We start from the raw sequence: 24,612 nt of genomic DNA on the forward strand, positions 1-24,612 counted from the left end.
GCGCGCATCATGCGCGGTGATAGGGATGGCCGGCCAGAATGGTGGCGGCCCGATAAAGCTGTTCCAGAAGCATGACGCGGACCATTTGATGCGGCCAGGTCGCAGAGCCGAACGCGATCGCGAGCTTGGCCTTACGGCGCAATTCGGGCGAAAGTCCGTCCGCCCCTCCGATCACGAAGATAGTATGGCCGGCGCCCTCGTCGCGCCAGCGCCCGAGATTCCGTGCGAATACGGTGGAATCGAGATTTTGCCCGCGTTCGTCCAGCGCCACCAGAATCGATTTCTCGGGAATATGCGCGGAGATCGCGGCCGCCTCTTCGGCCATCCGTGTCGGCGCGTCGCGGGCGCGGCTTTCGGGAATTTCATGGACGGTGAGCTCGCGGAATCCGAGCTTGCGGCCGGCCTCGTCGAACCGCTCGAAATAGCGGTCGGCAAGCTCCCGTTCGGGGCCCTGCTTCAGCCGGCCCACTGCAATGACAGCAACACGCATGTCTTCAGAGTCGCGTTTTTCAAGACCGCGCGCATTGTGCGCGCGCACGACGCTAGCATGCGCGTCAGCCGATTCGTAATCGGCCTGTAGCCTCTAGATCGCCTTCGCCGCCCCTGGGCCCTGCGTGTACAATCGCTCGAGATTGTAGAACTCACGGACCTCGGGTCTGAACACGTGCACGATCACATCGCCGGAATCGATCAGCACCCAGTCGCAATTGGGCATGCCCTCGACATGGATGTTCTTGAGGCCGGTTTCCTTGAGGCTCTTCGTGACGTTCTCCGCGATCGCGCCAACGTGCCGGTTGGCCCGGCCCGTGGTGACGATCATGTAGTCGGAGTATGCCGATTTGCCGCGAAGGTCGATGGTGACCGTCTCTTCCGCCTTCATATCGTCAAGGCGGGAGAGGATCAGGCTCAGCGTCTTGTCGGCGTCGGGTTGCGCCTTCAAGGCCGCAGCTTTGGTCGATGTTTTACGCGCCGGTTTCGTTGCCTTGGGTAAAACAGACTTGGGTGAAGCTGACTTGGACAATACAGACGTGGCCAGGGACCATTCCTTTCACTGTATCGCGAGGGCCGAATCCGCCCCTCACGGGTTACACTACATCATGTGGGGTTAAGGGTTTCAATATGCCAGAGAGCCCCAAAATCCACCCGATGTCCGCACACTCTGTCTCACTTCGTACCTTTCCAGCTCCCGTCCGGGTTCCGTAAGCCGGTCGAGGAGAGATTCAGCTTCAATCCGGTCAGAAAAACCCAGGCCGGCGCGGGCTGATCCGCAAGCAATGCTGCCTTATTCTCGGGTAGGCGATAGCGCGACAAGGCCTGGGCGGCGGGCGAAGCAAGGGCGCGAAAACTCTGCGGCGGCCGATCGATGACCGCAATCGGCACCTGGTCGGCGATGCGCCGCCAATGCTGCCAACGGTGGAATTGAGCGAGGTTGTCGGCGCCCATAATCCAGACAAAGCGCAACCCACTGAGACGGCGGCGCAAGGTGTTGATCGTGTCGATAGTATAGCGCGTACGAATGACGGATTCGAGACAGGTTACCTCGATCCTGGAATCGTTGGCGACGTCGCGCGCCGCCTGCATGCGCTCTCCGAGCTCATGCAGCGTGCCATTCTCCTTCAGCGGATTGCCCGGCGTCACCAGCCACCACACGCGATCGAGCTGAAGGCGTTTCAGCGCGAACTGGCTGATGGCGCGATGGGCCTGGTGCGGCGGATTGAACGAGCCGCCGAGCAGGCCGATGCGCATGCCTTCGGTGTAGGGCGGTATGGCCTGCGCGAAGAAGCGTGGCGCGACGAAATTGTTACTCAATGCCCCGCGCCTCGCGCCATGCCTTACGGCCGCGTCTGCCCTGTACCGTGGACGCGATACTTGAAGCTGGTCAGCTGCTCGGCGCCGACCGGGCCGCGCGCATGAAATCTTCCGGTCGCGATGCCGATCTCGGCGCCGAAGCCGAACTCGCCGCCATCGGCAAATTGCGTCGAGGCATTGTGCAGCACGATCGCGGAATCGACTTCGCTCAGGAACTTTTTCGCGGCGGCCTCATCCGCGCTCACGATCGCATCGGTGTGCTGCGAGCCGTGGTTCTGGATATGCGCGATCGCGCCATCGACGCCGTCGACCACCTTCGCCGCGATGATCGCGTCGAGATATTCGGTGTCCCAATCTTCTGCGCTCGCAGGTTTGACGCGCCCGTCGGCCTTTTGCACGGCCTCGTCGCCGCGCACTTCGCAGCCGGCTTCGATCAGCATCTCGACCAGCGGCTTCAGGTTCTTGGCAGCCGCGGCGCGATCGACCAGCAGCGTCTCGGCCGCGCCGCAGACGCCGGTGCGGCGCATCTTGGCGTTGAGCACGATCGACTTCGCCATGGCGAGGTCGGCGCTGGCATCGACATAGACGTGGTTGACGCCTTCGAGATGCGCGAACACCGGCACACGGGCCTCGGCCTCGACGCGTGCGACGAGACTTTTGCCACCGCGCGGCACGATGACGTCGATGGCGCCATTCAATCCCGACAGCAGCATGCCGACCGCCGCGCGGTCGCGCGTCGGCACCAGCGTGATCGCGGCTTCGGGCAGCCCGGCTTCGCGCAGGCCCTGCGCCAGGCATTCGTGGATCGCGCGGCAGGACCGAAAACTGTCCGAGCCGCCGCGCAGCATCACGGCATTGCCCGACTTCAGACAGAGCACGCCGGCATCGGCCGCGACGTTGGGGCGGCTCTCAAAAATCACGCCGACGACGCCGAGCGGCACACGCACGCGCTCGATGGTCATGCCGTTCGGCCGCTGCCAGCTCTCGGTGACGATGCCGACCGGATCGGCGATGCCGCGCACGATACCGATGCCCTCGGCCATCGACTCGACCCGCGCCGGTGTCAGCGTCAGGCGGTCAATGAAGGAGGAGGTCATGTTGCTGGACGTACGGGCCTCCGCGACGTCCTCGGCGTTGGCGGCGAGAATGGCGGCAGCGTTGCTGCGGATCGCCCGCTCCATGGCTTCCAGGGCCCGGTTCTTCTGCTCCGGCGGCGCCAGCGCCAGCACGCGCGCGGCAGCGCGGGCACGGGTGCCAAGATCGGTCATCAGCGCCTGGAGATCGGCATTGCCGTCGAGGGCTTTGAGGGGGGCGGCCATGGAAAGTTCAACCTTCTGCTAAGGCAGTGTCCTAGCACGGAAATCCCGCTTCTGCGAAGGGTCGGGAAGGTATGGCAGGGCTTCGGATGCCGCGTCAGCTAGGCCACCGGTCTATCTCCGGCGTCATGGCCGGGCTTGTCCCGGCCATCCACGCCTTGCCGCTAACAAGAAAGAACGTGGATGCCCGGGACAAGCCCGGGCATGACGGTTTGGGCGCCTGCCGAGCCCTCACCCGCCCACCACCAGATCGTCGCGGTGGATCATCTCCGAACGGCCGCTGATGCCGAGGATGGCCATCACGTCCGGAGAGGAGCGGCCCTTGATCCGCTCGGCGACCTCGGCGTCATAGGCGATCAGGCCGCGGCCGACCTCGCTGGTGTCGGGGCCGCGGACGATCACGGCGTCGCCGCGGGCGAACTGGCCCTCGACCTTGATCACGCCGGCCGGCAGCAGGCTGGCGCCGGCGCGCAGCGCCGTAACAGCGCCGGCGTCGATGGTCAGCGTCCCCTTCGGCTCCAGCGTGCCCGCGATCCAGCGTTTGCGCGAGGTGATGGGATTGGCCGGCGTCAGGAACCAGGTGCAGCGACCGCCGTCGGCGATCGCCTGCAAGGGGTGCTCGATCTTGCCAGAGGCAATCAGCATGTGGGTGCCGCCCGTGGTCGCAATTTTTGCAGCTTCGACCTTGGTGCGCATGCCGCCGCGGGAGAGTTCAGACTCGGCATCGCCTGCGACAGCCTCGATCTCCGAGGAGATGCTATCGACGACCGGAATGAGCTTGGCGTTCGGGTTGTTCTTCGGCGGGGCGTCGTAGAGCCCGTCGATGTCGGACAGCAGCACCAGCAGGTCGGCGCTCGCCATCGTGGCGACGCGCGCGGCGAGGCGGTCATTGTCGCCGTAGCGGATTTCGTTGGTGGCGACGGTGTCGTTCTCGTTGATCACGGGGATCGCGCGCCACTCCAGCAGCTTGCCGATCGTCGAGCGCGCATTCAAGTAGCGGCGGCGCTCCTCGGTGTCCTGGAGCGTCACCAAAATCTGTCCGGCGCCGATGCCATGCGCCCCGAGCACCTCCGACCAGATCCGCGCGAGCTCGATCTGGCCGACGGCAGCGGCGGCCTGGCTTTCCTCCAGCTTCAGCGGGCCGCGCGGCAGCTTGAGGCGGCTGCGGCCGAGCGCGATCGAGCCCGAGGAGACCACGAGGACGTCGCGTCCTTCCCGGTGCAGCTTGGCCATGTCGTCGGCGAGAGCGGCCAGCCACGACGCGCGCACCTCGCCCTTGTCGGAATCGACCAGCAGCGCGGAGCCGACCTTGACGACGATGCGGCGGAATTGACTGAGTTCAGGGCTGGCCATGGCGCGGTGACGAATTGCTTTTCATTGGGAAACGGCGGAGCGAAAAGGGTCGCCGACAAGGCCTGCTTTTGCAGCAGGACGATGGCCGGCGCAAGGCGGCGGGCATGGTAAACGGCACCAAGGTCGGCCTTGTCCGGGACGGCAGCCTGGCTCTAATTGCCGCCGACGATAGTGGGCTCAACGAGGACACGAATGGATCGCCGCAATTTCATGGCCGGATGTCTCGGGCTGCCCCTCTTGGCGCAGCCGGGCGGGGCACAGGCGCAGGCCGGGCTCACAAAAATCATCTTTCCGTTCGCGGCGGGGGCCGGCGGCGACACGCTGTGCCGGCTGATCGCGCAGGAGATGGCGCCCGTGCTGCAGCGGACCATCGTGGTCGAGAACCGCACCGGCGGCGACGGCCTGATCGGCATCAAGTCTGTGAAGGGCGCGAGCCCCGACGGCAGCATGGTGCTGGTGACGACCGGGCCCACCATGTACCTGCTGCCGATGGTCGAGACGGCGCCGAGCTTCGACACCGCGAAGGATTTCATGCCGGTCTCGCTGCTCGCGCGGTTCGAGTTTGCACTCGTGGTCGGTCCGGCGGTCGATGTCGCCGATTTCAAGGCATTCGTGGCGTGGCTGAAGGCGCATCCGGACAAGACGTCGTTCGGTGTGCCGAGCAACGGTACCATCCCTCACTTTGCGGGATCGAAGCTGGAGAAGGATCTCGGCATTCCCCTGACCCGCGTGCCCTATCGCGGCAGCGCGCCGATCCTCAACGACCTCATCGGCGACCACATCTCGTTCGGAATCACGACGCTGGCGGATGCGCTGCCGCAGCATCGCGCCAAGGGCGTGACCATCATTGCGGTCTCGAGCGCGGAACGTTCGCCGTTCGCGCCAGAAGTCCCGACGCTGAAGGAGAGCGGCATCGACCTCGTCGCGGACGCCTGGTACGGCATGTGGCTTCCCGCCGGCAGCCCGCCTGAGTTCGCGAGCAAGCTCGGCGCGGCCGCGAGCGCTGCCCTTGCCAAGCCCGAGGTGAAGGAGAAGCTCACCGCGATTGGCCTGATCCCGGTCGGCAGCACGGCGGAAGGGTTGACCAAGGAGCTCGCCGCCAACACGGCGTTCTGGCAGCCGATCGTGAAGGCGACGGGATACAGGATCGAGAATTGAGGTCTTCTCCCTTGCCCCGTTCTTACGGGGAGAGGCGAAGAGCGGCTTACAGCTTCGCGCGCTGCGCGATGCCGTCCTTGATTGACGCAAGCTCCGCTTCATCCCAGACACCGATCAAAATCCCGCCCTTCACCTGGAGCTGGTTGTCGGCGTAGTTCGCGATCTTTTCGCGGGGCGTGGTGATGTGGTCGTTGGGATGCAGCGCCCAGTCGAACAGTTCCGCCTGCAATCGCGCGATGACGCTGGCGCACTCGGGGTCCTCGCCGCGATCGAGAAACTCTTCCGGATCGGTTTCGAGATCATACAGCATCGGTCGAAAGCCGGAGGCGTGGATGTATTTCCAGCGGCCGTCGAACACCATGAACAGGCGGCAGCGCTCGATCGGCTGGTTCAGCTTCAGCCGCACATCCTGCATGGCGTAGTCGTATTCGGAGAACGCGACCTTGCGCCAATCGCTCGGCGTCGGCCCGCGCAGCAGCGGCAGCAGCGAGCGTCCTTCGAGGATGTGGCCGGGCACCTTGCCGCCGAAATAATCGACGAAAGTCGGCGCGAGGTCGATGCCTTCGACCAACGCATCGCTGCGTGTGCCGCGTGTGGCATCGGCCTCCGCTGACGGATCAATGACGATCAGCGGAATCTTCGCCGACTGCTCGTGGAACAGATCCTTCTCGCCCATCCAGTGATCGCCGAGATAATCGCCATGATCGGAGGTGAACACGATCATGGTGGTTTCGAGGAGGTCGCGCTCCTCCAGAAATGTCATCAGCACGCCCATCTGGTCGTCGATCTGGGTGATCAGGCCCATATAGGTCGGGATCACCTTCTCGCGGGCATCGTCGCGCGCCATGTTGCGGGAGTAGCGCATGTCCATGTAGGCGCCGAATACCGGATGCGGGTTTTGCCGCTCGCGCTCTGAGCGGATCACCGGAATCATGTCCGAGGTCGAGTACATGCTGGCGTAGGGCTCGGGCGCGATGTAGGGCCAGTGCGGCTTGATGTAGGACAGATGCAGGCACCACGGTCTGCCGTCGGTCTCGGCCTCGCTGATGAAGTCCATCGCGCGCCGCGTCATGTAGGGTGTTTCGGAATGCTCCTCCGGCACACGTGCGGCCTTGTCGGCATGGGTCAGCAGCCAACCGTTCTGCAGCGAGCCATCGTCGGCCGCGCCGGAATTGGCCCAGTGCTCCCAGGGATTCGGCGCGTCAAAACCTTGCTGGCGCAGATACTCATCGTATTTCGGGCGCGGCCGGCCGGTCGGGTGCAGGCCATCGTCGCGCTCATAGGGCTCGAAGCCGCATTCGGCGACGTGCACGCCGATCATCGATTCCGGCGGGATGCCGAGCGCCTTCATGCCTTCGAGGTCGGGCGCCATATGGGTCTTGCCGACCAGCACGTTGCGCACGCCGATCTTCTTCAAATGGTCGCCGAGCGTGGGCTCGCCGACGCGCAGCGGCCAGCCGTTCCAGTGCGAGCCGTGCGAGCGCATGTAGCGCCCGGTGTAGAACGACATCCGCGACGGGCCACAGATCGGCGATTGCACATACGCCTTGCTGAACAGCACGCCGCGCTTGGCCATGGCGTCGATGTTCGGCGTCTTCAGCGTGGGGTGACCGGTGCAGCCAAGATAGTCGTAGCGAAGCTGGTCGCACATGATCCAGAGAACGTTCTTCGCGCGCGCCATGCGTCATCCCTGCCGTGGCTTGATCGTTGGATGCTGCGCTATCGCGCCAGCCAAGACAAGCGGGCCACTTACGCGGCCCGGATCAGGCCGACCAGGGCTCCGCTTCGGCCGCGCTCTTCGCCTTGGCGGACACCGGGCTCTCGCCGATCAGCTCCGCGAGCGCGCGCAAGGCTTCCTTCACGCCATCGCCGGTGACAGCGGACAGCAGCAGCGGCGTCTTCTTGGCGGCGCGCTTGAGCCGGTCCTTCTGCTTCTTCAACTCGTCCGGCCCGACCGCGTCGATCTTGTTCAGGGCGACGATCTCAATCTTGTCGGTGAGCAGCCCGCCATAGGCATCGAGCTCGTTGCGCACCGTCTTGTAGGCCTTGCCGGCGTGCTCGCATGTCGCATCGACCAGATGCAGCAGCACGCGGCAGCGCTCAACATGGCCGAGGAAGCGGTCGCCGAGGCCGGCGCCTTCATGCGCGCCCTCGATGAGACCGGGAATATCGGCGAGAACAAATTCGCGGCCGTCGGCGTTCACGACGCCGAGCTGCGGATGCAGCGTGGTGAAGGGATAGTCGGCGATCTTCGGCTTGGCCGCGCTGACCTTGGACAGGAAGGTCGACTTGCCGGCGTTGGGCAGGCCGACCAGGCCCGCGTCCGCGATCAGCTTCAGCCGCAGCCAGATCCAGCGCTCTTCGCCGGGCTGGCCGGGATTGGCGTTGCGCGGCGCGCGGTTGGTCGACGATTTGAAATGCGCGTTGCCGAAGCCGCCATTGCCGCCTTCAGCCAGCACGAACTTTTCGCCGACATTGGTGAAGTCGTGGATCAGCGTCTCGCGGTCTTCGTCGAAGATCTGCGTGCCCATCGGAACCTTCAGCACGATCGCCTTGCCGTTGGCGCCATGACGGTCCGAGCCTGCGCCGTTCTCGCCCTTCTGGGCCTTGAAATGCTGCTGGTAGCGGTAGTCGATCAGCGTGTTCAGCCCGTCAGCGACTTCGAGGATGACGCTGCCGCCACGGCCGCCATTGCCGCCGGAGGGGCCGCCGAATTCAATGAATTTTTCGCGGCGGAACGCCACGCAGCCGTTTCCGCCGTCACCGGAGCGGATATAGACCTTAGCTTCGTCGAGGAATTTCATGGGCCATAGGTAGGCCAGCCGGTCCCCCGCGGCAACCCGGGCTTACCCCTGAATCGGCCGAAATTTCGGCGATTTTGGCGCCGTGCTTAACCAGCCGGCCGGCGCCGGATCAGGAATTTTTGCATGCCCTCCAGCACCAGCTCCTTGCGCTGGTTGAAGATGGTGCTCGTGAGCGTCACCACGCCGGTCGTCCGTCCCGGCACGAGTTCGGTGACCTCGAGCGCGGGGTAGAGGGTGTCATCGGCAAAGACAGGCTTGAGGAACCGGCTCGACTGCTCGAGGAAGCCGACCAGGGACTCCTCGACCATGAACGGAAACAGGCCCGCGCCGGGCGCAGTGTGGATCAGCGTCTGAAAGCCGTGCGCGAGCAGATGCGGCATGCCGCGGCTGCGGCAATACTCGACGTCGTAATGCACCGGGTGGGTGTCGCCGCTCGCGGTCTGGAACGCCGCGAACACCGCCGAGGTCTGGGTGCGGCTCGGCAGCACGAAGCGCTCGCCGACCACGAAATCCTCAAACCAGCGTTGCGTGGGGATCATGCGATGCTGGGAGGGATCGAAGTCGGTCATGGTCGGTGCACCATCGAAAGAGGCGAGACATCACCGGTATCGCGCCACGCGCAGTGCGACAATGCGTTCAATTGGTCATACCGGGCTTGCCTGGTGCCTTGATGCCATTAAAACGACCTCCAGCGCTCATATTGATCGCGCTGCTGCCCCATCCTCCGTCATTGCGAGGAGCGAAGCGACGAAGCAATCCAGACTGCCGCTGCGGAGACAGTCTGGATTGCTTCGCTTCGCTCGCAATGACGAGCCCCCGAACTCACGCGCGTATCGATGCCCCTGTTCAAGAATCTCTCCGCCTATGACGAGCGTTCGGCGCGGCTGGCCGGCATTGCACTGATGGTGCTGTCGATCTTCATGTTCTCGTTCGGCGACGCCATGGGCAAGTTCCTGGTCGGCACTTATTCAGTCGGACAGCTGCTGTTCCTGCGCGCCTGCGCGGCGCTGCTGCTGCTGTCGCCGCTGATCTGGCGGCAGCGTCACCAGTTCCTGCATCTGGAGCGGCCGCGGCTGCAGCTGTTTCGCGTGGTGCTGTCGACGCTGGAGGTCGCGGCGTTCTTCCTCGCCACCGTCTATCTGCCGCTCGCCGACGTCATCACCTACTATCTCGCTGGCCCCATCTTCGTGACCGCGATGTCGGCGATCTTTCTGGGCGAGAAGGTCGGCTGGAGGCGCTGGACCGCGATCCTGATCGGCTTCTGCGGCGTGCTGATTGCGCTGCGGCCGTCGGCGCAGACCGTCAGCCTGCCGGCGCTGATCGCGCTCGGCGGCAGTCTGTCGTTCGCGACGCTGATGCTGATCACGCGCAGCCTGCGCAAGACGCCCGATATCGTGATGGCGTCATCGCAATTCGTCGGCACGTTTTCGCTGGGCGCTATGCTGTCGGCGTATCACTGGGTGCCGCCGACGCCGGGCAGTCTGGTGATCTTCGCGCTGGCGGGGGGCATTTCGGTCACCGCGCTGTTCTGCGTCAACCGCTCGCTCAAGCTCGCGCCGGCGAGCGTGGTGGTGCCCTACCAATATTCGATGATCATCTGGGCCGTGATTTTTGGCTTCGTCGTGTTCGGCGACGTGCCGTCAATTGCCACCATCGTCGGCGCTGCGATCATCATCGGCGCCGGGTTCTACATCTATCTGCGCGAGCGCGATTTGGGACGTGGGAGCGCGGATGTGAATCCGCCGGCGTAACCACACCGTCGTCCCGGCGAAGGCCGGGACCCATACCCACAGGGATTAGTTTTGCGAAGACTCGGAGTGGGAATCTTCGCGCCACTAACAGTCGTGGTTATGGGTCCCGGCCTTCGCCGGGACGACACTGTGGATGTGGTAGGCGCTTTCGCCTACCTCACCCGTCTCGCGCTGCTCCAGCTCTTCAGCGACGACCACACGCCGCGCGAGAGGCGGAAGCAGTCGACGGGGGTGGAGGAGCCCAGCGCCAGGAAGCGGTGCAGCTGGACGCCGCTCCACTGGAAGCCGCACTTCTCCAGCACGTTGCGCGAGGTCGGGTTGGTGACGCGCGCGCCGGCATAGAGATGGTCGTCCTCGAACTCCTCGAAGAAGAAGTCGATCGCGCCGCGCGCGGCTTCGGTGGCAAAGCCGCGGCCCCAATGCTCGACGCCAAGCCAGTAGCCCAGTTCGGCATTGTCAGGTGTCGCGCGATCGATCCCGACCATGCCGACCGGTCCGCTGTCGTGCTCGATCAGGAACACGCTCTCGCTGCCGAGCTCGGCGGTGGCGCGGATGAATGCGACGGCGTCGTCCTGCGAATAGGGATGCGGCAGCCGGCGGGTGTTTTCCGCGACACGGCGGTCGTTGGCGAGGTGGGCGATGGTTCGGACGTCGGCGAGTGTTGGCCGCCGCAAGGTCAGCCGCTCGGTGGCGACGACGCTCGGTCTCGCCTCCCGCAAACTCGAGCTCGAAAAATCCTGCAACATGTCCGGCTCCGTCGAAGTCACTAAGTTAAAAGTGAGCAAGTCAAACGAAAGGGGAGGCCGGTTTCCCGCCTCCCCTGGAGCCTTCGATCTTTGATCGTTGGACTCCGCCGGTTCGGTCTGGGACCCGGCGGACTCCAAATTTGATCCACCGTCTATTCAGCCGCCTCTGCGAGCGGAAGTACCGAGATGAAGGTGCGGCCGTTGGCTTTGGCCTGGAACGTGACGCGACCCTCGACCTTGGCGAACAAAGTGTGGTCGGTGCCCATGCCGACATTAAGGCCGGGATGCCAGGTGGTGCCGCGCTGACGCGCAATGATGTTGCCGGGAATCACAACTTCCCCGCCGAACGCCTTGATGCCGAGGCGCTTGCCCTTCGAATCGCGACCGTTGCGCGATGAACCGCCTGCTTTTTTATGAGCCATAGCTCGTCTCCAAATCCTGCGTAGTTCTAGATCAATTCCTTGACGGAATCATTTCACAATTTCTCACGCATCAATTCGTGAATTGGCGTGATCAAATTATGCGGCGTCGGCTTCTTCCTTCGCCGGCTCCTTGACGACCTTTTCCCGCTTCGGACGCGGGCCCTTGGTGGGCTTCGCGTTATCCGTCAGGATCTCGCTGATGCGCAGCACCGTGATCTCGTCGCGGTAGCCGCGCTTGCGGCGCGAATTCTTGCGGCGGCGCTTCTTGAACGCGATGACCTTCGGCCCGCGCTTGTGATCGAGCACCTCGACGGCCACCGACGCACCGGCCACCGTGGGCAGACCCAGGATCGGCGTGTCGCCGCCGACCACCAGAACTTCAGTCAGTTGCACGATCGAGCCGACTTCGCCTTCGATCTTGCCTACTTCCAGGACATCATCCGGAACGACGCGGTACTGCCGGCCGCCGGTTTTGATGACTGCGAACATCGTTGTTTTCCTTCGTGTTCATTCCCGGCCTCGCGACGTAGCGTCGGGGTCGGCTTTTTGTCAGTCGCTATGGGTTTACTGAGTTTTGTGCGGGCGGGAGTTATCCCTTTGAAATCCCACGCAAAAACAAGCGGCGCGAGAAACGCCCCGCGCCGGTTGTGGGACTTATAGCCGGCGATCACCGAGAGTCAAGGAAAACCGCGGAAAATGGCCTGGATTGGAGGGATTTGGGCCGCTTCCGGGTCCAGAATCGAATCTCGGCCCGCGCTGCAACCAACGGGTTCCCTTGCCGTTGATCCCCCGAATTTCGCAAGCGGGCAAGGGTATTTCATGGCAACGGACGAACTGGTCAAGACGACGGGCATCGCCACCCACGGCGCGGCGCGGCTGCCGTCGGTGGACGTCGACAGCTTCAACCTCGAGATCAAGGACGAGGAGGGCTTCCTCGGCGACCGCGCCAGCAAGGGCGCGTTCCGCAAAATCCTCGACCGCTGGCGCAAGCCGCTGCGCAAGACCGGCGAGGACCCGTTCGGCAAGGAGCTTTCGGAGGAGATCAGCAAGAAGACCCTGGATGCCATCCTGGTCGGCGACGATGTCGAGGCCTCTGCGGTCGTGCACAGCGCGATCGAGGACTTTGCCCAGGAACTCGCTTACGTCACCCGCCGCTTCCTCAAGACCAAGGCATGGGCCAAGACCGAGCGCATCGTGGTCGGTGGTGGCTTCCGCGATTCCAGGCTCGGCGAGTTGGCCATTGCGCGCACCGAGATCATCCTCAAGGCCGAGGATTTCAAGATCGACATGGTCCCGATCCAGCATCACCCTGATGAAGCCGGCCTGATCGGTGCGCTGCACCTCGCGCCATCATGGATCTTCGAGGCCCATGACAGCATCCTTGCCGTCGACATCGGTGGCACCAACATCCGCTGCGGCCTTGTGGAAACCGGCTGGAAGAAGGCGAAGGATCTGTCGAAGGCCAAGGTCGTGAAATCCGATCTGTGGCGCCATGCCGACGACGAGCCGACGCGCGAAGGCGCGGTGAAGCGGCTGACGAAAATGCTGAAGGGACTGATCACGGAAGCCGAAAAGGAGGGCTTCAAGATTGCGCCCTTCATCGGCATTGCCTGTCCCGGCGTGATCAACGAGGACGGGTCCATTGAAAAAGGCGCGCAGAACCTGCCGGGCAATTGGGAGAGCAGCAAGTTCAACCTGCCGGCGAGCCTGATCGAGGGCATCCCGCAGATCGGCGAGCACGACACCGCGATCCTGATGCACAATGACGGCGTGGTTCAGGGCCTCTCCGAGGTGCCGTTCATGCAGGATGTCGACCGCTGGGGCGTGCTCACCATCGGGACTGGCCTTGGCAATGCGCGTTTCACAAACCGCCGCAAGGACGGCGGCAACGGCAAGGACAAAGACCGGGATTCGACCGAGAACGGCAAGAAAAAGAGCAAGAACGACAAGGAGTAACCTTGACTGGTTAGGTTAAGGGACAGATTGCGTTGCGGTGCAGCGGCCACACGCTACGGTCGAATTTGTCGCCTCACCTGGTCGGCGAAGCCGCCCTTCCCGACCAGTGTTCTAATGAGCGGCACGGGACCGCCAGTTTTTACCGCGTCTGGCGGTCCCACCCGTTCTTCAGATTTCCCGCTTCAGCACCAGCCGATGCGCTGAAAGAACGCCGCGATCTCCGCCGCCGCATGATCCGGATCCTCGCGATGCGGGAAGTGTCCGACGCCCGGAAACATCGCAAGATCAAGCTCGCCAAACGTCTCCTTCAGCCGGTCGGTCCAGGCATAGGGAAACAGCGGATCGTGCTCGGCCCAGCGCACGCAGGTCGGCACAGAGATCGGCGGCAGGTGCGGCGCTTCGCCCTTCATGATCGCGACACGCCCTGCATGCGACGCGCGATAATGCGCAAAGCCGCCGGCGAGATTGCCGTCCTTGAAGAAATTATCGGCGAAATCGTCGAGCACGTCGTCGAAGGCGTTCTTGCGATGCGACCAGCCCTTCAGGAAGTGGCTGATATAAAGCCGGCAGCTCTCGCGGCTCGCGCCGACCAGCGCGGGCGCCATCTCCATCTGGTGGAAAGATTGATACCAGATGTGGTTGAGCCGGTCGGGCGCCGCCATGCGCGGCCCGATGCCGGGATAGACGAAATCGAACAAGAACAGCCCCGCGAGCCGCCCCAAGGCCTGGCGCGCGAGCGGCTGCATCACGGCGCCCCCGACATCATGGCCGACCACCCCGAATCGCTCGATGCCGAGCCCGTCCATCAGCGCCAGCATGTCGGCCGCATGGCCGTCCGGCCCGTAAGGCCCAATCGGCTTGTCGCTGTCGCCAAAGCCGCGCAAATCGGGCGCTACAAGCATGAAACGATCGGCCAGCCGGGCCATCACCGGCTCCCAGGTCAGCCAGAATTCCGGCCATCCATGCAGCAAAAGCAGCGGTTTGCCCCGTCCGGCGCGGACCAGATGGAAGTCGGCGCCATTGGCCTTGATCGTCAGGTGCTCCATGGCGGTTCCTCCCGGGCAGAGCGTTTTCAAGCGAAGTGGACGCCGGTTCGCGCCAAGAAAACGCGTCAAACAAGAATTGAGCTGGTGCGGGGCTGAAAGAGGCGGCGGATTTTCCCGTTTCGCGCCTTGTCTGGCCAGCCATCCTCGCCTATTAACGCCCCCGACCGCAGGGGTTACTGCCCCTCATCGGCACTTCAGGAGAGGTGGCAGAGTGGTCGAATGCACCGCACTCGAAATGCGGCATAGGTGCAAGCCTATCGGGGGTTCGAATCCCTCCCTCTCCGCCAGCACCATGTCTAAGTAATTGAGATAGCATAATTACTGGGGGCGCCATTGCTCTTTGTCCTCAAACAGGCCGTCGCTTTTATTTGGTTGTCTGAATCAGTCCGCAAATCTGCACGGGTTCATGTAGCGGCTTAAATGCTACGACACGAATGATCGCCATCAGTTGCTGATCGGTCCTCTCCTCCAACGGGGCGTCGCCGCGTTCAATGGTTTGCACCAGGCCGCTCGTCCGGCCGGTCAAAAATCTCGCGGGAGAGTCCTTACGCTTCGATTTCCCCTGTCGTCTGACCGTCCGACCATCGCAACCCTTTCATTTTTCCCTACAACGTAGGCAATGTATCCCCATAAGATTCGCGCGGGGCGGGATGTCACTAACTGAAATTCTAAATCGGTCTGCTCCTCCAGAGGACGCTCGGGCGACGATGGAATTTGAAAAGATGCGCTTCGAGTTATCTTGGCGCTACTTCGATTTCCACGCACGGCAGCGCACACAGCTGTTCCACTTCTTCATTATCCTGGCTCCGTTCCTATTTGGCGGATGCTTCTACCTGTTCAAAGAGCGGGAAATCGTGGGGTACAGTCCGGGCGTAATTGCCTCGCTCGCGGGTGCGCCTCTTTCAATTTTCTTTTTCGGGTTGGATCGGCGAAACCGGCAGATCATTCATTCGAGCGAACGCGCCATTAGGCTGATTGAGGCGCAGTTGCTGTTCACAGACTTCCGCCCAATTACGGCTGCCGGTTCGCTGTTCAAAGGGGTACTCACGACAGAGAAGGCAGAAAACGATCAGCGGCGGCTCAAATCGTTGCGAGGGCATAGCTGCCTAGTCGGTGGCGTGTACTGGATGGCGTTCGTCGCTTTTGCCGCGCTCCTGTCCTACTTCGTGCTCATAGGTAGGGGCTATTACGTCTTGCCACCTATGAAGCCCGTCGCCGTTCACATGCCATCGGTTCCGTGACGCCGCTTCGCAAAAGTGCCACGGCACAGTTTCCAGCGCACCAGCAGCGCGCTTCATTGATCCGGCGCAAATGTGCAAAGAAAAGCAAGCTTTTCTCCTATCTTTTCCCTCCCCCGGCAGCGCCAGTTTGTTTTGTTTCCTCACTAGAGGGGAGTCGGGCAATTTCACCTGATCACGACTCGGTTGGGGGCGATCAGGCTGGTCGTCTCTTATTCCGCCGTCTAGACCACAAGGGGCACGCAATTGACATGGTACAACTACGCGCCGTTGGCACCGCTGATTGAAAAATACTCGGACGATGGTTCACGGGACCTCATCTCGGTCGAATGTGATCTAGAAGATGCGGGTCTATACCGAGTAGCAGCAATCGGGGGGCTCAACGCGGTCGAACTAATACGAGTGGAGAGTGTTGGTAGCGATGGCGACTTGACGCCCGCAAAGGGCAGATTGGTCGCGCAACTGATCGACCACATGATTACTGTGTTGCGGCTCACGACAGATCAACGGGTCGAAAGACTTTGGTTCGGCCAAGAAACCATCAGCCTTGGCTCGCACGGCGACAGCGAAGGCAAGCCCAACCTCGGCGTTAGTATTTCACTGCATTCGCCGCCAGATTTTCAGATTGATTTCGACAATGTCGCGGCCGTGTATTCCAAAACTCTCCAAGAGCGAAATCTGTTCAAGCTCCTCGGGGACAGCAATCAACCAACAATGCCCCTGCAATACAAATATCTGTCGCTCTATAAAATTCTAGAACACGAATTTCGCATAGTCAAAAAGTGGCCGGGATTGCGGGCGGTCTTGGCACCGTGGGACCGTGAATTTCAGTCTCTGGCGGTTTCGCGCCAATCGCTTGATAATTTCATCCATGATCTTCGTGATAGGTGTGCCCATATCAAAACCGGAAACAGTGGCGAACTCGGCTTCACGGGTTTGAGCACGCATGACATGGAGGTTGTGGACAAGGTGATGCCGATTTTGAGAAAAGTAATTTCGGCGCATCTTTCTACCAAGTATCCCTATCTGAAATTCTCCGATCCTACCCCGATTGCTCGATAATTCGCGCAATCCGCAGAACAAGCATGTTTCACGTCGAAATTTTGGTCGCGATACTTGCGATTGAGGGGTGAGGCTCTCTCCGCCGCTGATACTTACAGCCGCTCGACGACGAAGTTGCCATTCCTACCGACAAAGCGGGCGCTGATCACCGCCTACGTCTTGCCAAGTAAGGGAGCCAGACCAAGTGGGAAGGGGCTCGGTCGCGTCCGCTTTGCGCTTGGCCGCGCCCCTGCCGTTCAGGCGCTCTGCAATAATGACATTGTGCTCCTGTTTTGCCCGACGGGTCAAATGACGCGCGGCGTCATTTGAAATCCGCCGACACTACGATCGCCGCTTATCTCTGCCGACCTCCGGAAACGTTGGCGGAAACCAAACGGTGGTGTCGACATAACGCGCTCCAGCGCCGATTCAGCCCCATCACCACCCGGCGTGCGTCGCTCTCCGAATTCTCCTCGCCACCTCAGATGCTTCGTCCGGCGCAGCGATCCCCGCGCCGGCAACCGCCGGCTACTGTGCATGGGGTTGTTTTCGACATTTTTGTTGGCCGGCCACGGAAGCCGCGCGCGGGGCAGGGCCATAGGTCGCTGCTGCGATCTGAAAAACAGCTATACTCCCCCTCGCAAGCCCCCGCCCGAGGATCTTCCGGATGACGGCTAAAATCGATCTGCTGACGCTGCAATTGTTCGTGGCGATCGTCGAGGAGCAGAGCATCGCGAAGGCGGCGGAGAAGAAGAACATTGCTGCGTCTGCGGTCAGTCGCCGCATCTCGGATATCGAGGATTTGTTTCAGGTCGAGCTGCTGCATCGCCATTCGAAGGGGATCGAGCCGACGCCTGCCGGCTTCGCCCTGCTCGAGCATGCGCGCATCATCCTGGGCAACCTCAGCAAGCTCGAGAGCGAGCTGACGGGATACAAGCAGGGCAAGCGCGGGCTGATCCGGGTCTGTGCCAACAAGTCCGCGATCCTCGAAGCGCTCGCCGACCAGCTCAGCCTGTTTCTGGAACGGCATCCGCTGGTCCATATCGACATCGAGGAGGATCTCAGCCCCGCGATCGTGCGCGCGGTGGTGGAGAACCGGGCCGACATCGGCATTTTCGGCGGCAACATCGACGGGCAGGATCTGGAGCTGCTGTCCTATCGCAGCGATAGCCTGGTCGCGCTGGTCACGCGCGACCATCCGCTGGCGGGCCGGGGCAGCGTTCGCTTCCGCGAGCTGGTCGATTTCGACTTCGTCAGCCTGGAGAAGGGCAGCTCGATCGAGACGCTGTGCGTCAGGGCGGCCGCGGCGCTCGGGCAGCACATGAAGGTGCGCATCCGCGTCAGCAGTTTCGATGCGCTGTTCCGTGTCATCGATGCCAGGATGGGCGTCGGCGTGGTGCCGCTCGAGATCGTTCGCGACCGCTACGGTATCGACAGCCTCGTCACCGTCCCGCTCGATGAGCCCTGGGCGTGCCGAGAGCTGGTCATGGGCGTGCGCGATTACAAGTCGCTGCCCCCGGTGACGAAGTTGCTGGTGGACCATTTGCGGACCCAGGACGAGGCGCGTCTCGTCACGGGCGGCGTCTCGGACCGACTGACGGTCGTGCGCGGCAGAAGCTGACATCGCCGACGCAGACGGCCTGCCATCGCCGGCCGCGATGGCGCCCTGCCAAACCGTCACTGCACTTTTACGGAACGGCCTTCTATCCTTCTTCCCAAGATGGCTGTCGGTCGGCATGATCGGCAGCACATACGGCACATAGATGCCGAACTTGGGAGGACGGATCGTGGACACGCGCGGTCGCACGCTGCTGGCCAAAATCTGGGACCAGCATGTCATCGCTCAGCTCAGCGATGATACCGATCTGCTTCATGTGGATCGACATCTGCTGCATGACCTCGGCGGCTCCCGTGGCCTGCTCGACCTCAAAAGCCGCAACATTCCGGTCCATAATCCCGAACTGACCTTCGCCACGCCCGACCATGCGATTTCGACCGCGTCCGGGCGTGCCGGCACGATCAAGACCGGGTGGGATCTGCTGGCGGCGCTGCGGACCGAGACATCCGCCAGCAACATCCGGCTGTTCGACCTCGACCAGCCCGGGCAGGGTATTGTCCATGTCATTGGGCCGGAGCTCGGCCTCAGCCTGCCCGGCTGCCTGATCGTCTGCGGCGACAGTCACACCTGTACCCATGGCGGGCTCGGCGCGCTCGCCTTCGGCATCGGCTCCAGCGAGCTCACCCATGTGCTGGCGACCCAGACCATCATCCAGCGCCGGCCGAAAACCATGCGCGTGAATTTCGACGGCGCCCTGCCGTTCGGTGTCACGGCAAAGGATCTCATCCTCGCTCTGATCGGCCATGTCGGCGCCGCGGGCGGCACCGGTTACGCGGTCGAATATGCCGGCAGCGCGATCAGGGACCTGCCGATCGAAGGGCGGCTCACCATTTGCAATCTCTCGGTCGAACTCGGCGCCAAGATGGGGCTGATCGCCCCGGATGAGACGACGTTCGCCTATGTCCGCGGCCGTCCTTATGCGCCGCAAGGCGAGATGTGGGACCGCGCCGTCGCGGCGTGGCGAACGCTTCCAAGCGACAGCGACGCCATATTCGATCGCGAGGTAACGATCGACGTCGGAACCATCATCCCGCAGATCACCTGGGGCACCAGTCCGGAGCATGTGCTTGGTGTCGATGGCCGCATCCCGGATCCCGCAGACATTGCCGATCCAGCCCGCCGCGGCGCGATCGAGATCGCGCTCGACTATATGGGGTTGAAGCCCGGTGCGCCGATCGCCGGCACAAAGGTGGATTGGGTCTTCATCGGCTCCTGCACCAACAGCCGCCTCAGCGATCTGCGCGCCGCGGCCGAGGTCGCACGTGGTCGCAAGGTTGCGCCCGGCGTGCGCGCCTGGGTGGTGCCGGGTTCGGAGACAGTCAAGCGCGAGGCGGTGGCCGAAGGGCTCGACAAGATCTTCATCGACGCGGGCTTCGAATGGCGCGAGCCCGGATGCTCGATGTGCCTTGCCGCAAACGGCGAAACCGTGCCGCCCGGCCAGCGCTCGGTATCGACATCGAACCGCAATTTCATCGGCCGGCAAGGGCCGCGTGCCCGCACCCATCTGGCGAGCCCGGCCATGGCCGTGGCGGCGGCGGTGTCCGGCGCCATCGCCGATGTCCGAACGCTGGAGCGCTAGATGTCGCAACCTTTCACCAAAGTCACCGCGATTGCCGCGCCGATCATGCGCACCAATGTCGATACCGATGTCATCATCAGCATCAACCGCATGATCGGAAATTCCGTCCGCGGCAGTCTCGGAAAATGGGCGTTCGGCTCGCTCCGCTACCGGCCGGACGGCTCGGAGAACCCGGAGTTCATCCTCAATCGCGAGCCTTATCGCGCCGCGGAAATCCTGGTGACCGGGCCGAATTTCGGTTGCGGCTCGTCGCGGGAGGCGGCGGTGTGGTCGCTGCAGGAAATGGGCATCCGCGCCATCATCGGCTCCGGCTTCGGCGATATCTTCTTCGCCAATTGCTTCCAGAACGGCATCCTGCCGGTGGTGCTGGACAAAGCCGTCATCGACAGCCTCGCCGCCGATATCGAGGCGAGCCAGGGTGCGGGACGCCTTAGCGTCGATCTGGAGGAGCAGACGGTCACCTCGCCATCGGGCGTGCGGCACGGCTTCGAGATCGATCCGCGCCGGCGTGCGGGTCTGCTCGAAGGCCTCGACGAGATTTCGCTGACGTTGCGGCGGGACCAAGAGATCCGCGCATTTCAGGCATCCGACCGCGCCGCGCGGCCGTGGATTCACTTTGCAGGACATCAGGCATGAACACGCTCTCGAACACGATCAAGGTGGCTGTGGTCGGTGGTGAAGGCATCGGTCCCGAGGTGACCGACCAGTCCCATCGCATTCTCAAATGGTTTTCGGACCGGCGCGGCGCTCCGGTGGTTCTGCGCGAAGCCCAATACGGTCTCATCCCTTATCTGGCGACCGGCAAGGTGTTGCCGGATGACACTGTCGAGGCGATGGAGGAGGCCGACGCCATCCTCTGGGGTGCGACCGGCGGCCCGGAAACCACGGAAGTGCCTCCGGCGGCGCGCAAGGCGGGAAGCCTGCTGTCGCTGCGCAGCAAGTACGACCTCTATGCCAATCTTAGGCCCATCGTTGCCAATCCGGCATTGGCGGACTCTGCGCCGCTCAAGGCTGCGGTGCTGAAGGACGTCGACTTCATCATCATCCGCGAGCTCACCAGCGGCATCTATTTCGGCGAGCCACGCGGCATCGAAACGCTGCCCGACGGCCAGCGCCGCGGCTTCAACACCCAGCAATACACCACCAGCCAGATCCGCCGGGTGGCGCGAACCGCGTTCGAACTGGCGCGGACGCGCAAAGGTCGGGTCTGCTCGGTCGACAAGGCCAATGTGCTGGAAACCAGCGTGCTGTGGCGCGAGGAGGTCATCGCGCTGCATCAAGCGGAATTCTCCGACGTGGAGCTGACGCATCTCTATGTCGACAACGCCGCCATGCAGATCGTGCGGGCGCCGTCGCAATTCGATGTCATGGTGACCTGCAATATCTTCGGCGACATTCTCTCCGATTGCGCCGCCATGGCGTCGGGCTCGCTCGGCATGCTGCCATCGGTCTCGCTCGGGCCGCCGGACCGGCTGGGACGTCGCAAGGCGCTCTATGAACCGGTTCACGGCAGCGCGCCCGATATTGCGGGCAAGGGCATCGCCAATCCGCTCGGTTCGATCCTCAGCGTCGCAATGATGTTGCGTATCACCCTCAATCGGCCCGATGATGCCACGCTGCTGGAGAAGGCCGTGGATACGGCCCTCGCCGCCGGCGCAAGAACTGCCGATATCGCCGAACCCGGCGCAAAAAGACTTTCGACCCAGGAGATGGGCGATGCGGTGCTGAACGCGCTCGACAAGGTGGTCGGCAAAGAGAGGGAGCACGCGTGATGAGGACTCGGGTCACCAGACGGGCCGCGCTGACGATTGTCGCCGGCGCCGGTTCCTCCATGGCGGCAGGGCGGGTGTGGGCGGATGCCCCGTCGGGCCGCGTGATCTATCCGGTGGCGATTCCGGTCTATCAGTCTCAATTCGTCGCCGACCGGGCCGGGTTCTTCAAGGAAGCCGGCCTCGACTGCAAGCTGATCCAGGGTGGCAGCGGCGTGAAGACGCGCGAGATCATCGCCTCGTCCCAGGGTGATATCGGCATCGGCGATATCACCCACCCGATGCAGCTCAGCAATCACGGCCGCAGCGCGCGGGTGCTGATGCCGGTCGATACCCGCAGCAACGCCGCCATCTTCATCATCCGGAAGGATCTGTTCGATCAGGGCATCACCACCCTGGAGGCCTTGGCGAACTGGAAACGGCCTGACGGACGCAAGCCGATCGTTGCGGTGTCGTCGCTGGGAGGCACCAACCACGTATGGGCCTCCTACTACATGGAAACCATGGGACTGGACGACAAGGTCACCTGGATCGGCACCGGCAATGTCGACACCATGATGGGCACGTTGAAAACCAAACAGGTCGATGTTCTCATCAACTCGCCGTCGATCCTGAAGGATTCGATCGAGCAGGGCTGGGGCGCGCTGTTGTTCGACGGAACGGACGAGACGGTCTGGGCCAAGTATATTGGCGGCAAGGTCCCGGTGACGTCGCATTTCACCCTGCAGTCGACCATCGACAAGGACCCGCAGAAGATGCAGGCGTTCGTCACGGCGCTGTGGCGCGCGACCCAGTGGATCAAAGGGCACTCTCCCGAAGAGATCTATGATGCGATCGAGCCTTACGTCGGGAGCACGTCGCGCGATGCGAACATTTTCGACATCGGAATCATGAAGAAGGTCACCGATTACGACGGCATCATCGATGAGGCCAGCTTCGCACGCGGTCAGAAGGTCTGGTTCCGTGAAATGACCGGCATCAAGCCGGTCGCCATGGCCGACGTCGTCAGTACCAGCTTCATCGAAGCGGCGCGCAAGGCCTATCCGGCTTGACGATGCAGGCCTTACACGCGCCGCGGTCCGATGTGTCGCCCGACATGCGGCGCATCGACGTGCGCGGATTGTGCAAGACCTTCCAGCTGGCGGGTACGGCCATCGAGGCGGTGCGCGACGTCTCCTTCAATGTCCGGCGCGGTGAATTCGTCGCGCTTTTGGGGCCATCCGGTTCCGGCAAGAGCACCGTCCTCAACATGATCGCGACACTGGTCAAGCCGACCAGCGGTCAGATCCTGATTGACGGTGTGCCCGTCGTTCCCGGACAAGCGACGCCGAATGTCGGCTATGTGTTCCAGCGCGATACCCTGTTTCCCTGGCGTACCGTCGCCGACAACATCGGCTACGGCCTGCAACTGGCGGGTGTCCCGGCGGCGGAGCGAAAGGATCGTGTCAGGGCTTGCCTGGCGCAGGCCGGACTGCAGGGCTTTGAAAATGCCTATCCCTCGACATTGTCGGGCGGCATGCGCCAGCGGGCCGCCTTGATGCGAACGCTTGTCGTTGAACCGCAGGTTCTGCTGATGGACGAGCCGTTCGGCGCGCTCGACACCCACACCAAGATCGACATGCACGATGTGCTGCTTCGCATCTGGGAACGCGAGCAGCAGACCGTGCTGTTCGTGACCCATGATCTCGGCGAGGCCCTGACGCTGGCAGATCGCGTCATTCTGTTTTCCGCGCGGCCCGGCCGGATCAAGGATATCTTCGAGGTGGATTTTGCCCGCCCTCGTGATGCCGTGAGGATCCGGGAGACGCCGCGTTATGCTGAGCTGTTTCAGCAGGTCTGGCATTCGCTCGGCGAGGAATTCATCAAGGGCCGCAGCCCATGAGGCACGCGCGTCGCCCCGGCAGAACGTTGGCCTGGCAGGCGTTGATCTGCGCCGTTTTCCTGTCGATCTGGCAATGGGGATACGATCTGCACGGCCGCTTTCCTTGGGCAGTGCCGGATCTGCTCGACCCCTATTTCGTGTCCAAGCCATCCGAAATCTTCCAGCATTTCCTGATCCTGAGCTGCCTCAAGTCCAAGCTCGGCGTGTTCAACGGCTGGTTCAATGGCGAATTCAGCCGCTGCATGGCGCGGTCCGAGAACAATCTCTGGATCGCGACCGCGGTCACCCTGAAGAACACGTTCTTCGGCTTCGTGACCGGCGTCAGCAGCGGCTTTGCCGCGGGCCTCGTGCTCGGCCGTTCGGATCGGCTGAGCGCCATTTTCCAGCCGTTCATCACGGCGGTGAATTCGATCCCCCGCATCGCGCTGGCGCCGATCATCGTGCTGGCGTTCGGCATCGGCGATACCTCGAAGATTGTGACGTCGTGGATCGTGGTGGTCTTCCTCGTGTTCTTCAATACGTTCGAAGGGGCGCGCTCGATCGACGAGGGCTTTGTCAACGCGGCGCGGTTGCTCGGCGCCAGCGAATGGCAGATCACCCGGACGGTGGTCATCCCCTCGACCATGGCCTGGGTCTTCGCCTCGCTGACACCTGCGATTTCCTTCGCCCTGATCGGGGTGATTGTCGGCGAGTTCATCGGTGCGGAACGGGGAATCGGACGCCTGATCATCGAGTCCGAGGCGCGCGCGGAGGCATCGGGAATGATGGTCGCCGTCATCGTGCTGATGCTGGTCGGCGTTGCGCTGTCCGCGCTGATCTGGCGATTGCAGGCCTATCTGCTGCGCTGGCAGCAGCACAATCTGGCGGAGTAGGTCGAACGGCATCGCGTTCGTCACACGCCCTCCCGCTACGCTAGCTCCGCCGCGGCGCGATAGATCGGCTCGATGTCGCGTAGCAACGAACCCGGTGGGACCACCATCTCGATGATCCTCACCTGACCAGGTGCGGGCCGCTCTGCCAGGCCTCGCCCAGTTGTGCGATATCGATGCATCGCCGGTGGGGCCGGCCGAACGCCGCGTCCACCGCTTCGAAATTGACTCCGATGGCAGGCGGAGCTGAGCACT

General features: G+C 63.0%; 24 protein-coding genes and 1 tRNA gene. 13 read left to right on the forward strand and 12 right to left on the reverse strand.

Annotated features, from left to right (window positions below):
- Positions 1-7 precede the first annotated feature (7 nt).
- From rlmH to proB, 5 genes are all read right to left on the reverse strand, one after another.
- Positions 8-490: a 23S rRNA (pseudouridine(1915)-N(3))-methyltransferase RlmH gene (rlmH, locus tag ACPPVR_RS02345; protein ID WP_426612689.1), complete on the reverse strand. Its 483-nt coding sequence runs from the start codon at positions 488-490 to the stop codon at positions 8-10.
- A 93-nt stretch (positions 491-583) separates the two neighbouring features.
- A complete protein-coding gene (rsfS, locus tag ACPPVR_RS02350; protein ID WP_426612690.1) occupies positions 584-940 on the reverse strand; it encodes a ribosome silencing factor in 357 nt (118 codons plus the stop codon).
- Positions 941-1,164: 224 nt separating this feature from the next.
- Positions 1,165-1,809, reverse strand: coding sequence for a nicotinate-nucleotide adenylyltransferase (locus tag ACPPVR_RS02355; protein WP_426612691.1), 645 nt, complete (start codon positions 1,807-1,809; stop codon positions 1,165-1,167).
- Between the two features lie 23 nt (positions 1,810-1,832).
- Positions 1,833-3,128 (reverse strand): glutamate-5-semialdehyde dehydrogenase, encoded by a 1,296-nt coding sequence (locus tag ACPPVR_RS02360; RefSeq protein WP_426612692.1) that lies wholly within the window; start codon positions 3,126-3,128, stop codon positions 1,833-1,835.
- A gap of 228 nt (positions 3,129-3,356) precedes the next feature.
- On the reverse strand, positions 3,357-4,478 hold the full coding sequence (gene proB, locus ACPPVR_RS02365) for a glutamate 5-kinase (protein ID WP_426612693.1): 1,122 nt from the start codon (positions 4,476-4,478) through the stop codon (positions 3,357-3,359).
- Between the two features lie 192 nt (positions 4,479-4,670).
- On the opposite strand from proB, the gene ACPPVR_RS02370 reads away from it, so the two are divergent.
- Positions 4,671-5,636 carry a Bug family tripartite tricarboxylate transporter substrate binding protein gene (locus ACPPVR_RS02370; protein WP_426612694.1) on the forward strand — a complete coding sequence of 322 codons (966 nt, stop codon included), beginning with the start codon at positions 4,671-4,673 and terminating at the stop codon, positions 5,634-5,636.
- A 46-nt stretch (positions 5,637-5,682) separates the two neighbouring features.
- Here ACPPVR_RS02370 and ACPPVR_RS02375 read toward each other — a convergent pair whose 3' ends face one another.
- From ACPPVR_RS02375 to ACPPVR_RS02385, 3 genes are all read right to left on the reverse strand, one after another.
- Positions 5,683-7,317, reverse strand: coding sequence for an alkaline phosphatase family protein (locus ACPPVR_RS02375; protein WP_426612695.1), 1,635 nt, complete (start codon positions 7,315-7,317; stop codon positions 5,683-5,685).
- Between the two features lie 82 nt (positions 7,318-7,399).
- Positions 7,400-8,440, reverse strand: coding sequence for a GTPase ObgE (gene obgE, locus ACPPVR_RS02380; RefSeq protein ID WP_426612696.1), 1,041 nt, complete (start codon positions 8,438-8,440; stop codon positions 7,400-7,402).
- A gap of 86 nt (positions 8,441-8,526) precedes the next feature.
- Positions 8,527-9,009 (reverse strand): MaoC family dehydratase, encoded by a 483-nt coding sequence (locus tag ACPPVR_RS02385; RefSeq protein ID WP_426612697.1) that lies wholly within the window; start codon positions 9,007-9,009, stop codon positions 8,527-8,529.
- Between the two features lie 267 nt (positions 9,010-9,276).
- Here ACPPVR_RS02385 and ACPPVR_RS02390 point away from each other — a divergent pair, with 267 nt between their 5' ends.
- Entirely contained in the window at positions 9,277-10,191 is a 915-nt protein-coding gene (locus ACPPVR_RS02390) for a DMT family transporter (protein WP_426612698.1), read from the forward strand.
- 152 nt (positions 10,192-10,343) lie between these two features.
- On the opposite strand, the gene ACPPVR_RS02395 is transcribed toward ACPPVR_RS02390, so the two are convergent.
- The 3 genes from ACPPVR_RS02395 to rplU form a co-directional block, all read right to left on the reverse strand.
- Positions 10,344-10,937, reverse strand: coding sequence for a GNAT family N-acetyltransferase (locus ACPPVR_RS02395; RefSeq protein WP_426612699.1), 594 nt, complete (start codon positions 10,935-10,937; stop codon positions 10,344-10,346).
- Between the two features lie 152 nt (positions 10,938-11,089).
- A complete protein-coding gene (gene rpmA, locus ACPPVR_RS02400; RefSeq protein WP_007598923.1) occupies positions 11,090-11,359 on the reverse strand; it encodes a 50S ribosomal protein L27 in 270 nt (89 codons plus the stop codon).
- 96 nt (positions 11,360-11,455) lie between these two features.
- Positions 11,456-11,848, reverse strand: coding sequence for a 50S ribosomal protein L21 (rplU, locus tag ACPPVR_RS02405; protein WP_426612700.1), 393 nt, complete (start codon positions 11,846-11,848; stop codon positions 11,456-11,458).
- A 330-nt stretch (positions 11,849-12,178) separates the two neighbouring features.
- Here rplU and ACPPVR_RS02410 point away from each other — a divergent pair, with 330 nt between their 5' ends.
- Positions 12,179-13,315, forward strand: a complete 1,137-nt coding sequence (locus ACPPVR_RS02410) for an ROK family protein (protein ID WP_426612701.1) — start codon at positions 12,179-12,181, stop codon at positions 13,313-13,315.
- Between the two features lie 182 nt (positions 13,316-13,497).
- Here the strand turns inward: ACPPVR_RS02410 and ACPPVR_RS02415 are convergent, their stop codons facing one another.
- Positions 13,498-14,361, reverse strand: a complete 864-nt coding sequence (locus ACPPVR_RS02415; RefSeq protein ID WP_426612702.1) for an alpha/beta fold hydrolase — start codon at positions 14,359-14,361, stop codon at positions 13,498-13,500.
- 197 nt (positions 14,362-14,558) lie between these two features.
- On the opposite strand from ACPPVR_RS02415, the gene ACPPVR_RS02420 reads away from it, so the two are divergent.
- The 10 genes from ACPPVR_RS02420 (at position 14,559) to ACPPVR_RS02465 (ending at position 24,360) form a co-directional block, all read left to right on the forward strand.
- Positions 14,559-14,648, forward strand: a tRNA-Ser gene (locus ACPPVR_RS02420).
- 420 nt (positions 14,649-15,068) lie between these two features.
- A complete protein-coding gene (locus ACPPVR_RS02425; protein WP_426612703.1) occupies positions 15,069-15,602 on the forward strand; it encodes a hypothetical protein in 534 nt (177 codons plus the stop codon).
- Between the two features lie 243 nt (positions 15,603-15,845).
- Complete coding sequence (locus ACPPVR_RS02430; RefSeq protein WP_426612704.1) at positions 15,846-16,661, forward strand: hypothetical protein; 816 nt, start codon at positions 15,846-15,848, stop codon at positions 16,659-16,661.
- Between the two features lie 646 nt (positions 16,662-17,307).
- Positions 17,308-18,261, forward strand: a complete 954-nt coding sequence (locus ACPPVR_RS02435; protein ID WP_426612705.1) for a LysR family transcriptional regulator — start codon at positions 17,308-17,310, stop codon at positions 18,259-18,261.
- 142 nt (positions 18,262-18,403) lie between these two features.
- Entirely contained in the window at positions 18,404-19,837 is a 1,434-nt protein-coding gene (gene leuC, locus ACPPVR_RS02440) for a 3-isopropylmalate dehydratase large subunit (protein WP_426612707.1), read from the forward strand.
- Positions 19,838-20,473: a 3-isopropylmalate dehydratase small subunit gene (gene leuD / locus ACPPVR_RS02445; RefSeq protein WP_426612708.1), complete on the forward strand. Its 636-nt coding sequence runs from the start codon at positions 19,838-19,840 to the stop codon at positions 20,471-20,473. It abuts the gene before it with no gap.
- The gene (gene leuB, locus ACPPVR_RS02450) at positions 20,470-21,609 is read left to right on the forward strand and encodes a 3-isopropylmalate dehydrogenase (protein ID WP_426612709.1); all 1,140 of its coding nucleotides are present in this window, start codon (positions 20,470-20,472) and stop codon (positions 21,607-21,609) included. The genes leuD and leuB overlap by 4 nt, the downstream gene beginning before the upstream one ends.
- Entirely contained in the window at positions 21,609-22,658 is a 1,050-nt protein-coding gene (locus ACPPVR_RS02455) for an ABC transporter substrate-binding protein (protein WP_426612710.1), read from the forward strand. Before leuB ends, ACPPVR_RS02455 begins: the two co-directional genes overlap by 1 nt.
- Before the next feature lie 2 nt (positions 22,659-22,660).
- Positions 22,661-23,488 (forward strand): ABC transporter ATP-binding protein, encoded by an 828-nt coding sequence (locus ACPPVR_RS02460; RefSeq protein ID WP_426612711.1) that lies wholly within the window; start codon positions 22,661-22,663, stop codon positions 23,486-23,488.
- Complete coding sequence (locus ACPPVR_RS02465; RefSeq protein ID WP_426612712.1) at positions 23,485-24,360, forward strand: ABC transporter permease; 876 nt, start codon at positions 23,485-23,487, stop codon at positions 24,358-24,360. Before ACPPVR_RS02460 ends, ACPPVR_RS02465 begins: the two co-directional genes overlap by 4 nt.
- Positions 24,361-24,612: the final 252 nt, after the last annotated feature.

It is taken from the genome of Bradyrhizobium sp. McL0616, from assembly GCF_049993385.1.
Classification (GTDB): domain Bacteria; phylum Pseudomonadota; class Alphaproteobacteria; order Rhizobiales; family Xanthobacteraceae; genus Bradyrhizobium.